At 63.4% G+C, this 16798-nt stretch carries 14 protein-coding genes; 10 read left to right on the forward strand and 4 right to left on the reverse strand.

The window, feature by feature from the left end:
- Positions 1-3: 3 nt before the first annotated feature.
- Positions 4-819, reverse strand: coding sequence for an SDR family oxidoreductase (locus tag AC1D05_RS15340; protein ID WP_477441737.1), 816 nt, complete (start codon positions 817-819; stop codon positions 4-6).
- A gap of 121 nt (positions 820-940) precedes the next feature.
- Here AC1D05_RS15340 and AC1D05_RS15345 point away from each other — a divergent pair, with 121 nt between their 5' ends.
- From AC1D05_RS15345 to AC1D05_RS15375, 7 genes are all read left to right on the forward strand, one after another.
- The gene (locus AC1D05_RS15345) at positions 941-2182 is read left to right on the forward strand and encodes an acyl-CoA dehydrogenase family protein (RefSeq protein WP_477441739.1); all 1242 of its coding nucleotides are present in this window, start codon (positions 941-943) and stop codon (positions 2180-2182) included.
- Positions 2183-2237: 55 nt separating this feature from the next.
- Complete coding sequence (locus tag AC1D05_RS15350; protein WP_477441741.1) at positions 2238-3275, forward strand: zinc-binding dehydrogenase; 1038 nt, start codon at positions 2238-2240, stop codon at positions 3273-3275.
- Positions 3276-3281: 6 nt separating this feature from the next.
- Positions 3282-3827 (forward strand): hypothetical protein, encoded by a 546-nt coding sequence (locus AC1D05_RS15355; protein ID WP_477441743.1) that lies wholly within the window; start codon positions 3282-3284, stop codon positions 3825-3827.
- 184 nt (positions 3828-4011) lie between these two features.
- Positions 4012-5178: a glycosyltransferase family 87 protein gene (locus tag AC1D05_RS15360; RefSeq protein WP_477441744.1), complete on the forward strand. Its 1167-nt coding sequence runs from the start codon at positions 4012-4014 to the stop codon at positions 5176-5178.
- Positions 5171-6157 (forward strand): glycosyltransferase family 2 protein, encoded by a 987-nt coding sequence (locus AC1D05_RS15365; protein ID WP_477441746.1) that lies wholly within the window; start codon positions 5171-5173, stop codon positions 6155-6157. Before AC1D05_RS15360 ends, AC1D05_RS15365 begins: the two co-directional genes overlap by 8 nt.
- Positions 6154-6972: a ChbG/HpnK family deacetylase gene (locus tag AC1D05_RS15370; RefSeq protein ID WP_477441748.1), complete on the forward strand. Its 819-nt coding sequence runs from the start codon at positions 6154-6156 to the stop codon at positions 6970-6972. Before AC1D05_RS15365 ends, AC1D05_RS15370 begins: the two co-directional genes overlap by 4 nt.
- A complete protein-coding gene (locus AC1D05_RS15375) occupies positions 6969-7379 on the forward strand; it encodes a GtrA family protein (RefSeq protein WP_477441750.1) in 411 nt (136 codons plus the stop codon). Before AC1D05_RS15370 ends, AC1D05_RS15375 begins: the two co-directional genes overlap by 4 nt.
- A gap of 59 nt (positions 7380-7438) precedes the next feature.
- Here AC1D05_RS15375 and AC1D05_RS15380 read toward each other — a convergent pair whose 3' ends face one another.
- From AC1D05_RS15380 to AC1D05_RS15390, 3 genes are all read right to left on the reverse strand, one after another.
- Complete coding sequence (locus AC1D05_RS15380; protein WP_477441752.1) at positions 7439-10570, reverse strand: efflux RND transporter permease subunit; 3132 nt, start codon at positions 10568-10570, stop codon at positions 7439-7441.
- Positions 10567-11727: an efflux RND transporter periplasmic adaptor subunit gene (locus AC1D05_RS15385; RefSeq protein ID WP_477441754.1), complete on the reverse strand. Its 1161-nt coding sequence runs from the start codon at positions 11725-11727 to the stop codon at positions 10567-10569. The genes AC1D05_RS15380 and AC1D05_RS15385 overlap by 4 nt, the downstream gene beginning before the upstream one ends.
- A gap of 202 nt (positions 11728-11929) precedes the next feature.
- Positions 11930-12757 carry a MurR/RpiR family transcriptional regulator gene (locus AC1D05_RS15390; RefSeq protein WP_477441756.1) on the reverse strand — a complete coding sequence of 276 codons (828 nt, stop codon included), beginning with the start codon at positions 12755-12757 and terminating at the stop codon, positions 11930-11932.
- Between the two features lie 136 nt (positions 12758-12893).
- Here AC1D05_RS15390 and AC1D05_RS15395 point away from each other — a divergent pair, with 136 nt between their 5' ends.
- The 3 genes from AC1D05_RS15395 (at position 12894) to AC1D05_RS15405 (ending at position 16740) form a co-directional block, all read left to right on the forward strand.
- Positions 12894-13712, forward strand: a complete 819-nt coding sequence (locus AC1D05_RS15395) for an N-formylglutamate amidohydrolase (RefSeq protein ID WP_477441758.1) — start codon at positions 12894-12896, stop codon at positions 13710-13712.
- A gap of 23 nt (positions 13713-13735) precedes the next feature.
- On the forward strand, positions 13736-15277 hold the full coding sequence (locus AC1D05_RS15400; RefSeq protein ID WP_477441760.1) for an amino acid permease: 1542 nt from the start codon (positions 13736-13738) through the stop codon (positions 15275-15277).
- Positions 15278-15369: 92 nt separating this feature from the next.
- Positions 15370-16740, forward strand: coding sequence for a glutamine synthetase family protein (locus AC1D05_RS15405; RefSeq protein ID WP_172224395.1), 1371 nt, complete (start codon positions 15370-15372; stop codon positions 16738-16740).
- Positions 16741-16798 lie beyond the last annotated feature (58 nt).

The raw sequence follows: 16798 nt of genomic DNA on the forward strand, positions 1-16798 counted from the left end.
ATGTCATTCCTTGAACAAGGTCAATCCATGCTGCACCGACTGCCCGCCGTCGATCGGCAGGATGGCGCCGGTGACATAACTGCCTGCACGGCTGCACAAATAGAGCGTTGCGCCGGCAATGTCATCCGGTGCGCCGATACGGCCGATCGGAACATGATTGCCGACATGCCTGGCCTGTTCATCCGTACCGGTGGCAAAGGCCGTCATCCGGCTCTGGAAAGGACCGGGAGCGAAGGCGTTGACGGTGATGCGGCGGGCGGCGAATTCGAGCGCGAGCGTGCGCGTCAGATGATGCACCGCAGCCTTGGACGCGGTGTAGGAATAGGCATCGTCGGCCAGCGGCTGCGTGCCCATCACCGAACCCAGATTGATCACCCGGGCAGGATCGGCATCGCTGGCGGCGGCTTCGAGCAACGGCAGCAGTTCGCGTGTCAGGTGGAAGACCGCGGTGACATTGACGCCAAACACCTTGGCCCATGCCGAATAGGGGAAGCTCTCCAGCGGTGCGCCCCAGGAAACGCCGGCATTGTTGATCAGAATATCGAGTTTTTCGGTCCGCGCCTTGACCTCGGTGACGAGTGCGGCAATGCCAGCCTCGCTGGAGACGTCGCCGGCGAAGCCTTCGGCCCTGCCAGGCGCGCCAAGCCCGTTCAGTTCGGCGGCGACCTTGATGCAGTCCTCGCCCTTGCGCGAAGCGATCATGACGCTGGCGCCGGCCCTGACCAGCGCGGTCGCCGCCATGCGGCCGATACCGGTTGCCGCTCCCGTCACCAGCGCGGTCTTGCCGGCCACCGAAAACAGCTCGTCCAGATAGGCCATTCCAATCCTCCGCGCTCTGCCTCGACATGCGGGCAAACAGTTCGCGTTGACAAGGCTATCCGAAGTACGGTCATCCTTGCCACGGGTAAAATGCCGGGCCTCTATGAAGGGTTAGCGACCGATGACGGAGATGAATCTCGGCATGAGCGAGCGGCTGAAGCCGATCCACGCGCGCGTCGCGGCCATGGTGCGCGACGAGATCATGCCGCTCGACAAGGAATTCTTGGGCGAGGTCGGCAAGGCAGGCGACCGCTGGGTCTACAGCGCGCGCCAGAGCGAGATCCTCGAAGGGCTGAAGAAGACCGCACGAGAGCGCGGCCTGTGGAATTTCTGGCTGACCGGCTCGGAACGCGGCTACGGCCTGTCCACGGTCGAATACGCTTATCTGGCCGAAGAGATGGGCAAGGCGCACTTAGGCGCCGAGACCTTCAACTGCTCGGCGCCCGACACCGGCAATATGGAGGTGCTGGAGCGCTACGGCTCGGCCGACCACAAGAAAACGTGGCTTGAACCGCTTTTGGATGGAAAAATCCGCTCGGCCTATCTGATGACCGAGCCTGATGTCGCCTCGTCCGACGCCACCAACATCGCGATGCGTTGCGAGCGGCAAGGCGACGATTATGTGCTCAATGGCGAGAAATGGTGGGCGTCGGGCGCCGGCGATCCGCGCTGCGCCATCTATATCGTCATGGTGCGGACCGGTGGCGACGACGAGCCGCAGCACCGCCGCCATTCGATGATCCTGGTGCCTTCGGACACGAAAGGCGTGACCAAGGTCCGCGCCATGCAGGTCTATGGCGATGATGACGCGCCGCATGGCCATATGCACCTTCGCTTCGACAATGTCCGGGTAGCGGCCTCGAACCTGATCCTCGGCGAGGGCAGGGGGTTCGAGATCGCGCAAGGACGGCTTGGCCCCGGCCGCATCCATCACTGCATGCGCGCCATCGGCCAGGCCGAGATGGCGCTGGAGATGCTGTGCCAGCGTTCGGTGCGCCGCGAAGCCTTCGGCCAGAAGCTGGCGAAACTCGGCGCCAATTTCGACATCATCGCCGAATGCCGGATGGAGATCGAAATGGCCCGGCTGCTCTGCCTCAAGGCGGCGTGGATGATCGACCAGGGCGATGCGCGCGCCGCAGCCCCGTGGATCAGCCAGATCAAGGTCATCGCGCCGCGCGTCGCGCTGAGGATCACCGACGAGGCGGTGCAGATGTTCGGCGCGCAAGGCATCAGCCAGGACACGCCGCTGGCGCGCTCGTGGACGCATCTGAGGACATTGCGCCTCGCCGACGGGCCTGACGCCGTGCATCGCCGCCAGGTGGCGCGGACGGAGCTGAAGAAATACACGCAGGAGAAGGTCTGAGCAGCAGCTCGGCCTGTCGCACAGGGTTTTCCGCCGCAACCAAGGAGTGTCACCGATGACCATCCCCTCCGAAATGAAGGCGTTGCTCCTGGTCGGCGACGGCTACACCAAGACACCGAGCGGCAGTGTACTCGAGGCGATGGAGCCCTATCTCGAGTCGGGCAGCATCGCGGTGCCGAAGCCTGGACCGAGCCAGGTGCTGATCAAGGTCAGCCTGGCTTCGATCAACCCATCCGATGTCGCCTTCATCAAGGGCCAGTATGGCCAGCCGCGCGTCAAGGGCCGGCCGGCGGGCTTCGAGGGTGTCGGCAAAGTTGTCGCCGGGGGTGACGAACCCTATGCCAAAAGCCTCGTCGGCAAGCGCGTCGCCTTCGCCACCGGCCTCAGCAATTGGGGTTCGTGGGCTGACTTTGCCGTCGCCGAGGCGGCAGCCTGCATTCCGCTGCTCGACACGGTTCGTGACGAGGATGGTGCGGCGATGATCGTCAATCCGCTCACCGCGATCGCCATGTTCGACATCGTCAAACAGGAGGGCGAAAAGGCCTTCATCATGACCGCCGGCGCCAGCCAGCTCTGCAAGCTGATCATCGGCCTGGCCAGGGAAGAGGGCTTTCGGCCTATCGTCACCGTGCGCCGCGACGAGCAGATCGCGCTTCTGAAAGAGATCGGCGCTGCCCATGTGCTGAACGAGAAGGCGCCGGATTTCGAGGCCACGCTGCGCGAGGTGATGAAGGCTGAACAGCCGCGCATTTTCCTCGATGCGGTCACTGGGCCGCTGGCTTCGGCCATCTTCCATGCGATGCCGAAACGGGCGCGCTGGATCATCTATGGCCGGCTCGACACGGACGCCACGATCATCCGCGAACCCGGCCAGCTGATCTTCCAGCACAAGCACATCGAAGGTTTTTGGCTGAGCGAATGGATGCGCCAATCTAGAGATCGGCGTGGTCCGGCGATCCTGGAAGCGCAGAAGCGTTTTTCCGACGGGCGCTGGTCGACCGACGTGACGGCGGTCGTGCCGCTCGCCGAGGCCATCGCGCGGGTGCCGACGGAACTGGCCAAGCCCAACGGCAAGGTTTTTATACGGCCTTGAATGAAAATGACCGGACCAGATGACATTCGGGAAACTGCCAGAAACGGGGTCGTTATGAGAAAATGGTGGGTCATCTCGATAGTCTTGATGTCGCTGGCCGGCGCCGTTGGCGCTCAGGCCGCCGACAAGTTCCCGCCGTTTTGGCGCAAGGCGATGACCAACGATCCGAATACGAACTACTTTCTCAAGAAATATTCGACCCCGTTGGATGATCCCGCTGGGACCGCTGTCAGAAATATCATGCTGGCGCGGGTCATCGGCGTTGGATGTCAGTCGTCCAGGCTCAACGAGGCCAAGGTCAAGGCCTATCGCGACAGGATGATCGGTCCGCTCACGCCTGAGCAACTTAAAGCAGCAGCATTCGAAGGCGGTAGTGCGTTGCGCAGTTTCAACTACCAGGATCTCGCTTACCTCTGCGCCGGCATCGACTATCAATTCGGACCGAAAGGGGTGCTGATCCCGGGTGCCGTATCAACTGGCAAGGGTGAACCAAAATATCCATACGACCCGCGCAATCCCTATTTTCACCTGCCTGAATTCACCGGCGACTAGTTCAAGTCGCCTGATCGCGGAGAGGGAACCAGCAAGGCAGAATTTGGCGTTCGGGCCAGCGCGAGTGCAGCTTTTACGCCCATTCAGCCCCTATGCCACGCCGCTTTGTCCGTGATATGCCGCCGCCATCGAATGCCGCGACAGTGCTGGACTGAGCCTGTTCCGGGTGTTGTGGGGTGTCTTGATGACGATGTCCAAGCCGGTTTTCGACCGTTTGGGACTTGGCCTGTGGATCGGAGCGTTCCTGGTCGTTCTTGTCCTCGTCCTGTTGGCGCCCGACACGCGCAGCGTGCTGTCGGCCTACAGATATGGCAGCCAGGAATTTCTCGCCGGGCGGCCGCTCTACAACATCCAGTCCGAGATGGGGTATCTCTACGCGCCGGCCTTTGCCACGCTCTATGTCCCACTGTTCAAGCTCGGCCCGCATCTGGGTGGCGTGGTGTGGCACGTTATCGGCTTCGCGGTGCTGACCTTCGCCGCGATGCGGCAGGTGCGCAAGCTCGGCGGTGGGGAATTGCCATGGCTGCTGTCCTTCGGGCTGTTCCTCGCCCTGCCGATGGCGCTGGGGGCGATCCGCAACGGCCAGGCGACGATCCTTCTGACAGGTGCCTGCTGGCTTCTCACTTTGTCGGCCCTCGAAGGTCGGCGCGCCGAAACGTTCTTCTGGGCTTCGGTCGCCATCATCGCCAAGCCGACCGCGATCATCATGCTGTTGTTGGTGGGAGCCCTGCGCCTGCGGCTGATACCGGTGCTGGTGCTGGCGGTGCTGTTCGTGCTGGCTTTGCCTTATGCTTTCGCTCCCGCAAGCTATCTCAACGACCAGTATCGTGTTTTTGGCCAGATGTTGACCTCGATGGCTGTCGACAACACCAGCCACTTCGTTCCCACCGACTTCACGGCGCCCTTCACCAAAATGGGGCTGCCCCTCCCGGAATTCGGTGCCACGATCGTGCGTGTCCTCATGGCCCTGTTCACGCTCTCCGCGGTTGTCTGGTTCGACCGCAAGCTGGAACGCGGGACGGCCGGGCTCGCCATCTTCCTGACGGCGACGTTCTACATGTGCGTCTTCAACCCTCGCGTCGAGCCCAACACCTATGCCATGATCGCCGTGCCTGCCGGTCTCGCTATCGCCTTGTTGTGGCGCGAGGAACGAGGCGGTGTCCTGGCCTCGGTGCTGGCGGTGACCCTGTTCCTTACGGGGCTAACCGGGGTCGAACGCCATATCCAAGATTTGACGTATCCCTGGTTCCGGCCGATCACGGTCACCGTTGTCGCCGGCTTCCTGATCTGGTGGTTCTGGGCGAAAGCTGGAGACAAGGTGATGAATGAAAGGCCTGTGGCAAATGGCTGAGTCGCGGCCCGTTCTCGATATCGTGGCGCCGTTCTTCAACGAGGGACCATCGGCATCGGCCTTTGCCGCATTGCTCGACAAGCTCGAGGCCGAGGTGTCGCAGCGTTTCGGCATCGAAGTCCACAAGATCCTGGTCGATGACGGCAGCCGCGATGATGGCGCCGAGCGGTTTTCCCGGGTGCTGTCGGGTTCCTGGGAGATCGTGCGGCTCAGCCGCAATTTCGGCAAGGAGGTCGCGGTGCTCGCCGGCCTCGACCAGTCGCGCGGTGACATGGCGCTGGTCATGGATGCCGACCTGCAGCATTCGATGGACACCGGCCTGAAGATGATCGCCGAGCTGGTGGAACACCCGGATATCGATGTCGTCTTCGCGCAGAACGACCGCCGCGAGGCCAGCTGGCGGCGCAGCCAACTCGCGAAGCTGTTCTACAGCCTGATCAACAGCAGCCAGCGCTTCGACATTCCAGAAAATGCCGGTGACTTCCGCGTCATGCGCGGTGCCGTGGTGCGTGCGCTGACCAGCCTGCGCGACAAGCGGCGCTTCAACAAGGGCCTGTTCGCCTGGGCTGGCTTCCGTCAGAAAGCCATACAATACTCGCCGGAGAACCGTGCCACCGGCACGTCGAAATGGAGCCGGCTCAACCTGATTGCCTTCTCGCTGGAGGGGTTTACGTCCTTTTCCGTCATTCCGCTGCGCATCATCAGCCTGAGCGGGATGCTGGCGGCTTTGGCGGGCCTCGTCTACGGCGCCAAAGTGTTCTTCGAGGTGATGTTCTATGGCATCGCCGTCCCCGGCTATCCCAGCCTGATGGTCGCCGTCGTCCTGCTCGGCGGCCTCAACCTGACCTTGCTCGGCCTGATCGGCGAATATGTCTGGGTCACGCTTTCGGAGAGCAAGGATCGGCCGGTGTATATCGTGCGCGATGTCGTGCGTGGCGCGGTTCCGGACAGGCCGCCAGGCGGCGCGCCCGGCGCATGACGCGCCGCATCCGCCTCATCGCCGATGACTACGGCCTGGCTCCTGGCGTCTCCACCGGGATTCTCGACCTGCTCGATCGCGGCCGCCTGACCGGCACCAGTTGCATGACCGGCTTTCCGGAATGGCCTGATGCGGCGACGCGCATAAAGCCACTGTGCGGCCGCGCGGCGGTCGGGCTGCACCTGACCCTCACCGACCAGCCTGCCGTCACCGGCCGGTCGAGCCTGGCGCCGGAAGGCCGACTGCCGCCGCTGCGTTCGCTGGCATTGCCGATCCTGCGCGGCAGCATTGACGAGCGGGATGTCCATGTCGAACTCGATGCGCAGTACAGCCGCTTCGTCGAGGCGCTGGGCTGCCAACCTGACTTCATCGACGGCCATCAGCACGTGCATTTCCTGCCGGTCGTGCGCAAATGGCTGCGGGCGAATTTTTCCGAAGCTGCCGGCAGGCCGGTACTGCGCGGTGCGCCGGCGCTGGGCAATGCCGTCGTAGCACCGAAAGTCGCGGCAATCGCCGCCGTGGCGGCCGGCTTCAACCGCTCGATGGTGCGCGCTGGCTTCAGCCTTTTCGAGCCGCTCGCCGGCATCTATGACTGGCGGCAACCCGAGCGATTTGCCCCTGTTCTGCAAGCCGCCGTCGACGCACTGCCGGAACGAGGCCTGTTCATGTGCCATCCCGGCCATGTCGACGAGACGCTGCGGGAGCGCGACCCAATGCAAGGCGTGCGCGAGGTGGAGTTCGCGGTCCTGGCCTCGGACGCGTTCGGCGCGAGCCTCGCCCGCGCCGGTGTCGAGATCATGGATGGCCAGGGATGAGCGGCGCGGAACAGCCCCGGCGTTCGACCGGCAGCAAGATCGTGCGCTTTGCCATCGTCGGACTGGTCAACACGGCCATCGACCTTGCCGGCTTCTTCGTGCTGCTCAAGCTGGATGTTCCGCCGCTGCCGGCCAATGTCACCTCCTGGTTCATTGCTGTCATCTTCTCTTTCACGGCCAACAGTTTGTGGTCGTTCGAGCGCAACCAGGCCATCCGGCTGCATGATGCCTTCCTGCGTTTCGTCTCGCTGGGTGCGCTGATTTCGCTCGGCGTCTCCAGCCTTTCGCTCGCCCTGTTCGCCGGCATCGTTGGGGTGTGGCCGGCAAAGATCGGCGGCGTCATCGTGGCGGCGGTGCTGAATTTCCTCGCCGCGCGCTGGTCGATCGAAGGCCGGTTGCTGAAATAGCGGCACTATCTCCGACGAGATTGCAGACGAAAAGCAGCTACCCGCGGCCCCGAGTTTACCTACTCCGCCGGCTCCATATTGGTGTAGGCGGCTTCCTCGAGTTCGCGCTTGAGGCGCGCTTCCTCATGGGTCTTCGGGGTGACGAAGCGGCCAAGCAGGAGATAGGCGACCGGCGTCAGGAACAGTGTCGGGATGGTGGCCAGCCCCAGCCCGCCGACGATCACCCAGCCGAGCGCCACGCGTGCCTCGGCGCCCGCGCCCGCCGCCAGCACCAGCGGCACGCCGCCAAGTATGGTGCTGATCATCGTCATCATCACCGGACGCAAGCGGATGATCGAGGCCTGCTCGATCGCCTCGCGCACACCAAGCCCGCGGTCGCGCAGCTGGTTGGCGAACTCGACGATCAGGATGCCGTTCTTGGCCATGACGCCGACCAGGAGCACCAGGCCGATCTGGCTGTAGGCGTTGAGGCTGGTGCCGGAGAGAAGCAGCGCGAAGATGGCGCAGGCCAGACCGAGCGGCACCGTCGCCATGATGATGACCGCACTGACGAAGCTCTCGAACTGGGCAGCCAGCACCAGGAGGATGATAACCAGCGCGAAACCGAAGATGGTGACCATGGCGCTGTTGGTCTCGCCTAGCGTCGCGGCCTCGGCCAGCGGCAGGATGCGGCTGCCTGGCGGCAGCAGCGGCGTGGCGATTTCCTCGGCGCGGCTCAGCGCGTCGCCAAGCGCGAAATTGCCCGAGAGGTTGGAGGTGATGGCCACCGATGGCTGCTGCTGTTCGCGCGACAGCGACGGCGGCACGGCGCGTTCGGTCAGCGTGGCGATGGTCGACATCGGCACGAAGCGGCCATCGGCCGTCTTCAGGAAGATGTTTTCCAGATCGGTCGGATCGTTGATCGGATTGGTGGTCGAGACCAGCTTCACACCATAGCTGCGGTCGGCGATATAGACGTCGACGACATCGTTGCCGTCGAGCATGGCCTGCATGGTGTTGGCGAGGCCTGATATGTCGATGCCGAGGTCGGAGGCACGCTCGCGGTCGATGGCGACAGCCAGCTGCGGCTGCGTCGGGTCGATCGACAGGCGCGGCGTCTGGAAACGCGGGTCCTTCTGCATCTCGGCGATGATCTTCACCGCCGCGTCGCCGAGCGCCTTGCGGCCGTTGCCGACCAGCGCGAATTGCAGGCCGTTGCCGGCGCCGCGAATGCCGAGGCTGTTGGGCTGCACCGGGAAGATGCGTACGCTTGGCACCTGCTTGGTCAACTGGCTGATCTCGGCCATGATCTCCTGCTGGCTGCGGCTCCGCTCGTTCCAGGGCGCCAGCGTCATCACCATTAAGCCGGAATTGTAGGAGCCGTTCTGGCCGGCATTCTCGAAGGTCGAGCGGATCTCGCCGGAATCGCGCATCGGCTGGATCAGCTTCTCGATCTTCTGCATCTGCTGCGTCGTGTAGTCGAGGCTGACGCCTTGCGGTGCATTGATGCGCAACAGCACGGCCGCGCGATCCTCGGTTGGCGTCAGTTCCTGGCGGATGGTGCCGAACAGGGCGAAAGCGGTGCCGGCAAACAGCACCGCAACCAGAACCACGATCCAGGGCGCGTCAAGGGAAGCGTGCAAGATCCGCTTGTAGGCGGCATTCAACGCGCCGCCGATACGGGCGCCGATGCCGTGACCGCCTTGATGGTGAAGCGATGCGCCGGTCAGCATACGTGAGGCGAGCATCGGGCAAAGTGTCAGCGCCACCACGCAGGACAGCAGCACCGACATGGCAAGCACGAAGCCGAATTCGCGGAACAGGCCGCCGGTCTGGCCGGGCAGGAACGAGATCGGCACGAAGACGGCGACCAGCGTCAGTGTCGTCGCAACGACGGCGAAGAACACTTCCTGCGCGCCGAGCACGGCAGCCGCACGCGGTCCCATGCCTTCATTGCGTCGTCGCACGATGTTTTCCAGGACGACGATGGCGTCGTCGACGACAAGGCCCGTGGCCAGCACCATGGCGAGCAGCGTCAGGATGTTGACGGAGAAGCCGGCCAGATAGATGGCGGCGATGGTGCCGATCATGGCGACCGGCATCGACAGGCCGGGGATCAGCGTTGCGCGCCAGTCGAGCAGGAAGATGTAGATGACGATCAGCACCATGGTGACCGACAGGCCGAGCGCGATCTCGACCTCGTGCACCGCGCCCTTGACGAAGACGGCGTCGTCGCTAGTGATCTTGATCGCCATGCCCTTGGGCAGGTTTTCCTGCAGTTTGGCGACGGCGGCCTGGACGCCGGTCGATATGTCGAGCGTGTTCGATTCTGCCTGGCGGATGATACCGATGCCGATGCCGGTCTTGCCGTCGGAACGCAGCGTCGTCTGGCCGACATCGGGGCCGAGCGTGACGGTGGCGACGTCGCGGATGCGCGTCGTGCCGCCGATGATGATGTTTTCGAATTCCTCGGGCGTCGTCACATCGGCGGTGGTGCGGACAATCAGGTCCTGGTTGGTGGTGGTGATCGAACCGGCCGGGGAATCGAAAGCGACGGAGGCAAGCGCCGCCCTGAGATCTGCCACCGTGAAGCCGAGGCTGGCGAGCTTGTTCTGGTCGACGTCGATGCGAAAGATCTTGTCGCGGTCGCCATAGACCTGGACGTCGGCAACGCCGGGCACGGCGGCCAGTTCGTCCTCGATCTGGTCCTGGACGACGACCGTCATGTCCTGGATCGACATGTTGTCCGATGTCACCGCCAGCCGCATCACCGCGTCGGAATTGGCGTCGGCCTTGACGATGCGCGGCGGATCGGCGGTGTCCGGCATCTGGTTGGCGACGCGGCCGACAGCGTCACGCACATCGGAGGCGGCGACATTGAGGTCGACGCCATCATTGAACTCGATGGTGACGCGGCTCGAGCCGAAGGAGGAGGAAGACGAGATCGACTTGATGCCGGAGACGCGGGCAACGGCGCCCTCGATCGTGTCGGTCAGTTCGCGGTCGACGGTTTCGGCAGCGGCCCCTTCGAAGGTTGTCGACACCGTGACCACGGCGCGGTCGACGTCGGGCAATTCGCGGATCTCGACGCCGTAGAAGGCGGCGAGGCCGGCAACCGCGATGAGGACGTTGAGCACGAAGGCCATGACCGGCCTGCGGATGAACAGGGCGGTGAAGCCGGTATCGCTGGCGGCGTTGACGGGACCAGTCATGAGCCTTCGGCGGCGTTGGCGGGATGCTGCTCCTGGCCGGCGATGCGGACCTCGCCTCCCTCGCTGACGTTCTGGGTGCCTTCGGTGACCACCATGTCGCCGCTGTCGATCTCGGCGTCGATCAGCACGGTCTCGGTGTTGCGCTGGATGATGCGCACCGGCACGCGTTTGGCCTTGCCGTCCTCGATCTGCCAGACATAGGCGCCGTCCGATCCCCACAGGATCGCCAGCGGGCTGACGGCCGGATAGGTTTCGCCGGGGAATTTCATGATGATGGAGAACGACATGCCGGCGCGCAGCGAGTCGGCGGGATTGGCGATCTTGGCCTTGACCAGCAGCGTGCGGCTCTTTTCGTCGATATGGTTGTCGATCGCCGAAATCGTACCGGTATAGGCGTTGCTCGGATTGGCGATCGGCGTTGCCGTCAATTGCCCACCGACCTTGACCGCGGCGGCGAAACGCTCGGGCACTTGGAAATCCACCAGGATCGAGGAGCGGTCATCGAGCGTGGCGATCGCCGACTGGTTGGTCACGTAGTTGCCGGCCGAGATCGGCAGGATGCCGACAGTGCCAACGATCGGAGCCAGGATGGAGCGGCGCTGCAGCGCAAGCTCGGCATCCTGAAGCGCCAGCTTGGCGCCTGCCAGCACCACTTCGGCGTCGGCCACGGCGACCGGCGTCGCGGCATTGGAAGCGCGCAGCGACTTGACACGGTCAAGCTTGGATTGCGCATCCTGCAAGGCGAGCTTGGCCCGGTCCTGAGAGATGATCTCGGTCTCGGAATCGAGCATCGCGATGATCTGCCCCTTGTCGACATGCGTACCGGATTCGACCAGCAGTTCGGCAAGGCGACCGGAACTGTATGGATTGACGGTCACCGAGGCGTTGGCGCGGCCGGTGCCGATCGCCTGCAGGCGGTCGTTGATAACAGCCGAGGCGGCCGGCGATGCAACAATGGTGGCAATCTGGGCGCTGTTGCGCCCTGCCTGCCGGGAACCAGTTGCCGCAATGTCCATCGCTGGAGGCGTCGCGCCATGGGCCCAGTCGATGCCCCAGCGCGCCAGCACTTCGGGAGCGCCGGGGTAGAAGCGAGCCCACGCAGCCGCGGCGGCGACCACGACGACAAGCGCGAGGACAATCTGTTTCCAACCTGACATCGGCACTCCAGCGGCAAAATCGTTCTGCCGGTTCCCAAGTGGAAGCGGATGCAGCGACGACAAGGGCTGGGGACCAAAACTGGTCACCACAGTCCCGATATCATCGGTTTATGGCAATTATCACGCAATCGTGCACATTAAATCGCGGTAACGTGATGTCCGTGCGCTTGATTTGGGGCGGATGCGTCTGAACGGAGCCCGCTTAACGCAGCTCTTCCATTTCCCGAATACGCCGTGCGCCGTCGGCCTCGAGTTGCCTGGTGACGGCGCCGATCAGCGTTTCGGCGACGACGAAAAGGGCTGCCGAGGAATCCCATGCGGAAGGCACCGCGGTTCGTCCGGCGATGACATGGCGGGCAAACCTGGCGATCGGCGACAGCCACTGGTCAGTGAACAGCACGATCTGGACGCCGCGCTGATGCGCCTTCTCGGCGAAGCGCACGAGGCTGTCCTGGTAGCGCCTGATGTCGAAGATCACCAGCACGTCGCGCTTGCCCATGTCGATCAGCCGGTCGCGCCACATGCTCTCCTGGCCGGCGAGGTGAAAGACATCGGGCTGGATGACGGCGAGGTGGGCGGCCATGTAGCGCGCCAGCGGGTCGGTGAAGCGGCCGCCAATGAGGAATGTCTTGCCACGCCGGTCGGCAAGCCGTGCGGCGATGTCGGCGAGCTGCTTGTCGGAGAGGTGGCGGAAGGTCTCGCGCATATTGTCGAGCGTCGCTTCGAGCATCGGCGACACCGTGCCGCCGCCGGGCGAGGGTGGATTGAGCGTCCTTATCGCCGGTGACTGCAGCTGCGCCGCCAGCTCGTCCTGCAGGCTCGACTGGAATTCCGGATAGTTCTGGAAGCCGAGCCTGGCCACGAAGCGCAGGATCGTCGGCGAGGAGACGCCGGCCGCGGTCGAGAATTCGGCGACCGTCTTCAGGCCGATCATCGGATAGCTCGCGATCAGCGTCTGCGCCGCGCGCCGTTCGCTGGCCGGCATCGTGCCGATGCGGTCGGCGATCAGTTCGGCAATGCTGGAAATCATCTTTTTCCCCACCCCTTGGCCCGCCCCATGAGATCGCGTTTGACAAAGCCGGGCAAACTGTATGAAATCATCCATAGGGACGCAATGAGGCAAAATACGTAACATACGATACAGCGCTCCCCGGGGACGGCAGACTATGGAGAAAGCACGGCCCGCCAGCCTTGCATCGTCTGATACCGTGGGGGTGACGAACCCTGGCGGATCAAGCCCTTTCGTGCTGACCTGCGATCACGCTTCCAATTTCCTGCCCGCCGAATTCGGCACGCTCGGCCTTGCCGCCGAGGACCTGTCGCGCCACATCGCCTGGGATCCGGGTGCGCTGCCGGTGGCAATGCGGATGGCCCAGGCGCTCGATGCGACGCTGATCGAGACCCGCATTTCGCGCCTCGTCATCGACTGCAACCGGCGGCTCGATGCGCCGGACCTGGTGCCGCGGGTCAGCGAGACGACAGCCATACCGGGCAATACCGGCCTGTCGGAAAAACAGCTTGCGGCGCGGGTCGCCCTGTCATGGCAACCGTTTCACAGCGCCATCGAACGCACCGTCGAGGAACGGCTGGCGCGCGGCCAGGAGACCCGGCTGGTTTCCGTGCATTCCTTCACGCCGGTCTACAAGGGCCGCAACCGGCCCTGGCACATCGGCATCATCCATGACGAGGACCGCCGGCTGGCGTCACCTCTGATATCGGCGCTCAAGCGGCTTGCCGGCGTCACCGTCGGCGTCAATGAACCTTATTCGCCTGATGACCGCGTCTATTTCACGCTGGAACGGCATGCACGCTCGCGCGGGTTGCCCTGCGCGATGATCGAAATCCGCAACGACGAAATCTCCGGCGAGACCGGACAGCGGAAATGGGCGGATCTGCTCACCGGCATTTTTTCGGATCTGGAACCAGAGGAGGCCAAGGGCTCTCGATCAAGCGCAGTCGGAAAGTCAGTTCAATCGGCCAGCTAAGAACCAATAAGGGGAATTCTGACATGACAACACCGGATCACTCTGACAAGTCGGACGACACAAAAATCCTTCACAGTATGGGCTACGCCCAGGAATTGGCTCGCCGCATGAGCGGCTTCTCCAACTTCGCCATTTCCTTCTCGATCATCTGTATTCTGGCGGGCGGCATTACGTCTTTCCCATTGGCCATGGCCACCGGCAGCGGCTTCGAGGCGACCATCGGCTGGGTCATCGGCGGCGTCTTCGCGCTCGTGGTCGCGGCTTCTCTCGGCCAGATCGGCTCGGCCTATCCCACCGCCGGCGGCCTCTATCATTGGTCGTCGATCCTGGGCGGACGCGGCTGGGGCTGGGCCACGGCCTGGATCAACTTGCTCGGCCTGATCTTCGTTGTCGCTTCGGTGAATGTCGGCGTCTACTTGCTGTTTCAGGGCCTCGTCGCGGGTCCGATCTTCGGTTGGGACACATCGGCCTGGGGCTTCTGGCAGCAGACGACGGCAGTCGTCCTGATTACCGTCACCCAAGGCCTCTTCAATCATCTCGGCATCAAGACGACGACGATGTTGACCGACTTTTCCGGCTACCTCATCCTCGTTGTTGCGGTCGTCCTGACGCTGACCTTCTTGATCTGGGGGGCGCATGGCTTCGATCTCGCGCGGTTAACGACTTTCGTCAACACGACCGGCGATCTCGGTGGCGGCTATGTTCCGACGGCTCGCACCGCCCTCGTGGCCTTCCTGATCGGCCTTCTCTACCCGCTTTACACGATCACCGGCTTCGACGCCTCGGCGCATACGGCCGAGGAAACGCACAATGCCCGCGTTGCGGTGCCCAGAGGGATGATCCATGCGGTCCTGTGGTCTCTCGTCTTCGGGTTCGTCATGGCGGTCTCCTTCGTCCTGGCCAGCCCCGATCTCGTGGCGACCGCCAAGGACGGCGGCAATGCCTGGTTCAACCTGTTCAACAATCTGCCGGCGCCAACCTGGCTGAAGGCTGTGCTCGGCATCGCCATCGTGCTGTCGAACTATCTGTGCGCGCTGGCCGGCCTCACTTCGACCTCGCGCATGATCTTCGCCTTTTCGCGTGACGGAGGCCTGCCCGGGTCGTCTTTGTGGAAGCAGGTTTCGCCGACCTGGCGCACGCCGGTGCCTGCCATCTGGCTCGGCGTCGTTCTGTCGATTGCCGCTACGCTTTATTCGCCGGCGTTCGCGGCACTGGCAGCCGGCTGCGCTCTTTTCCTTTATGTCTCCTACGCCATGCCGATCGCAGCCGGACTTCTCGCGGAAGGTAAGAGCTGGACCGAATTTGGTCCGTTCCGCCTCGGCATCTGGTCAAAGCCGTTCGCCGTCATCACGGTGATTGGTGTTCTGGTGCTGATGTATGCCGGCATCCAACCGCCCTTCGACATCCTGATCAACTATGCGATCGGATTGATCGTTCTGCTCGTCGTTTTGTGGTTCGCCGTTGAAAACCGCCGCTTCCAGGGGCCGCCCATCGGCGATGCGGCAATCGCCAAGCGCAGGGCGACCATCGCAGCGGCCGAAAAGGCCGTCGGCGAATCCGCCTAGCCGCCAATCAAACCGTGGCGGGTTCGCTCGCCACGGTTTTTTCCCGTTCAACGTGACAAGCCCGAAACGACAAGCGCTGGAGTGCCAAAGGAATGGCCGGAAATTTCTCGTTCGATCAGTTGAAGAAAGCGGTCTCCAGCGGTGAGATCGACACGGTGCTGGCCTGCATCGTCGACCTGCAGGGACGATTGGCCGGAAAGCGCTTCCTGGCGCAGTATTTCGTCGATTCCGCGCATGATGAGACGCATGGCTGCAACTATCTGCTGGCCGCCGACATCGATATGGAGCCGGTGCCGGGCTACAAGGCGGCAAGCTGGTCGAAGGGCTATGGCGACTTCGTCATGAAGCCGGATCTGGCGACGTTGCGGCGCATTCCTTGGTTGGAAAAGACAGCGCTGGTGATCTGCGACGTGCTCGACCACCACACCCATGACGACCTGCCGCATTCGCCGCGTGCCATCCTGAGGAAGCAGGTCAAGCGGCTGACGGAGCGTGGCTATATCGGCTATTTCGCCTCCGAGCTCGAATTCTATCTGTTCAACGAGACCTACGATTCCGCCCGCAAGAAACATTGGCAGGGCCTCGATACGGCGTCGCCCTATATCGGCGACTACCAGATCGGCATCACCACCAAGGAAGAAGGCGTCATGCGCCGGCTTCGCAACGAGATGGATGCGGCCGGCATTCCGATCGAGAACTCCAAGGGCGAATGGGGCCCCGGCCAGGAAGAGATCAATGTGCGCTATGCCGAAGCGCTCGAGATGGCCGACCGCCACGTCATCCTGAAGAACGGCGCCAAGGAGATTGCCGAGTCCGAGGGCAAGGCGATTTCCTTCATGTCCAAATACAATTACGGGCTCGCCGGCAACTCCAGCCACATCCACAACTCGCTGTGGAGCGCCGACGGCAAGACGGCGCTGTTCTTCGACAAGAAGGCGGACTGGACGCTGTCGACGCTCGGCCAGCAATGGGGAGCGGGCCAGCTCAAATACGCCAAGGAATTCACCTGGTTCCTGGCGCCTTACATCAACTCCTACAAGCGCTTCCAGGCCGGCACTTTCGCGCCTACCAAGATCATGTGGAGCGAGGACAACCGCACCGCCGGCTTCCGCCTGTGCGGCGAGGGCACCAAGGGCATCCGCATGGAATGCCGCATCGGCGGCGCCGACCTCAACCCCTATCTCGCCTTCGCGGCGCTGATCGCCGCCGGCCTTGCCGGCATCGATGAGAAGCTGGAACTGCAGAAACCGTTCGTCGGCGATGCCTATCAGGCCTCGCGCCTGCCGGAGATCCCGAAAACGCTGCGCGATGCCACTGAGACGCTGGCCAAGTCGAAGATGCTGAAAGAGGCACTCGGCGAGGACGTGCTCGAACATTATGTCCACACCGCCAAGTGGGAGCAGTTCGAATACGACCGCCGCATTACGGATTGGGAACTGCACAGGGGCTTTGAGCGGTACTAAAACTATGTCGGCGTCGCCCTCCCTTAGCCATCGTCTGAATGGCGGGCGACGTCAAAAT

This window comes from Mesorhizobium sp. P2_E9 (assembly GCF_056403815.1).

Coding starts and splice junctions, on each gene's coding strand:
- AC1D05_RS15400 (WP_477441760.1), top strand. CDS start 13,736: ATGACAACACCGGATCACTCTGACAAGTCGGACGACACAAAAATCCTT.
- AC1D05_RS15370 (WP_477441748.1), top strand. CDS start 6,154: ATGACGCGCCGCATCCGCCTCATCGCCGATGACTACGGCCTGGCTCCT.
- AC1D05_RS15405 (WP_172224395.1), top strand. CDS start 15,370: ATGGCCGGAAATTTCTCGTTCGATCAGTTGAAGAAAGCGGTCTCCAGC.
- AC1D05_RS15360 (WP_477441744.1), top strand. CDS start 4,012: ATGACGATGTCCAAGCCGGTTTTCGACCGTTTGGGACTTGGCCTGTGG.
- AC1D05_RS15385 (WP_477441754.1), bottom strand. CDS start 11,727: ATGTCAGGTTGGAAACAGATTGTCCTCGCGCTTGTCGTCGTGGTCGCC.
- AC1D05_RS15345 (WP_477441739.1), top strand. CDS start 941: ATGACGGAGATGAATCTCGGCATGAGCGAGCGGCTGAAGCCGATCCAC.
- AC1D05_RS15395 (WP_477441758.1), top strand. CDS start 12,894: ATGGAGAAAGCACGGCCCGCCAGCCTTGCATCGTCTGATACCGTGGGG.
- AC1D05_RS15365 (WP_477441746.1), top strand. CDS start 5,171: ATGGCTGAGTCGCGGCCCGTTCTCGATATCGTGGCGCCGTTCTTCAAC.
- AC1D05_RS15380 (WP_477441752.1), bottom strand. CDS start 10,570: ATGACTGGTCCCGTCAACGCCGCCAGCGATACCGGCTTCACCGCCCTG.
- AC1D05_RS15355 (WP_477441743.1), top strand. CDS start 3,282: ATGACCGGACCAGATGACATTCGGGAAACTGCCAGAAACGGGGTCGTT.
- AC1D05_RS15375 (WP_477441750.1), top strand. CDS start 6,969: ATGAGCGGCGCGGAACAGCCCCGGCGTTCGACCGGCAGCAAGATCGTG.
- AC1D05_RS15340 (WP_477441737.1), bottom strand. CDS start 819: ATGGCCTATCTGGACGAGCTGTTTTCGGTGGCCGGCAAGACCGCGCTG.
- AC1D05_RS15390 (WP_477441756.1), bottom strand. CDS start 12,757: ATGATTTCCAGCATTGCCGAACTGATCGCCGACCGCATCGGCACGATG.
- AC1D05_RS15350 (WP_477441741.1), top strand. CDS start 2,238: ATGACCATCCCCTCCGAAATGAAGGCGTTGCTCCTGGTCGGCGACGGC.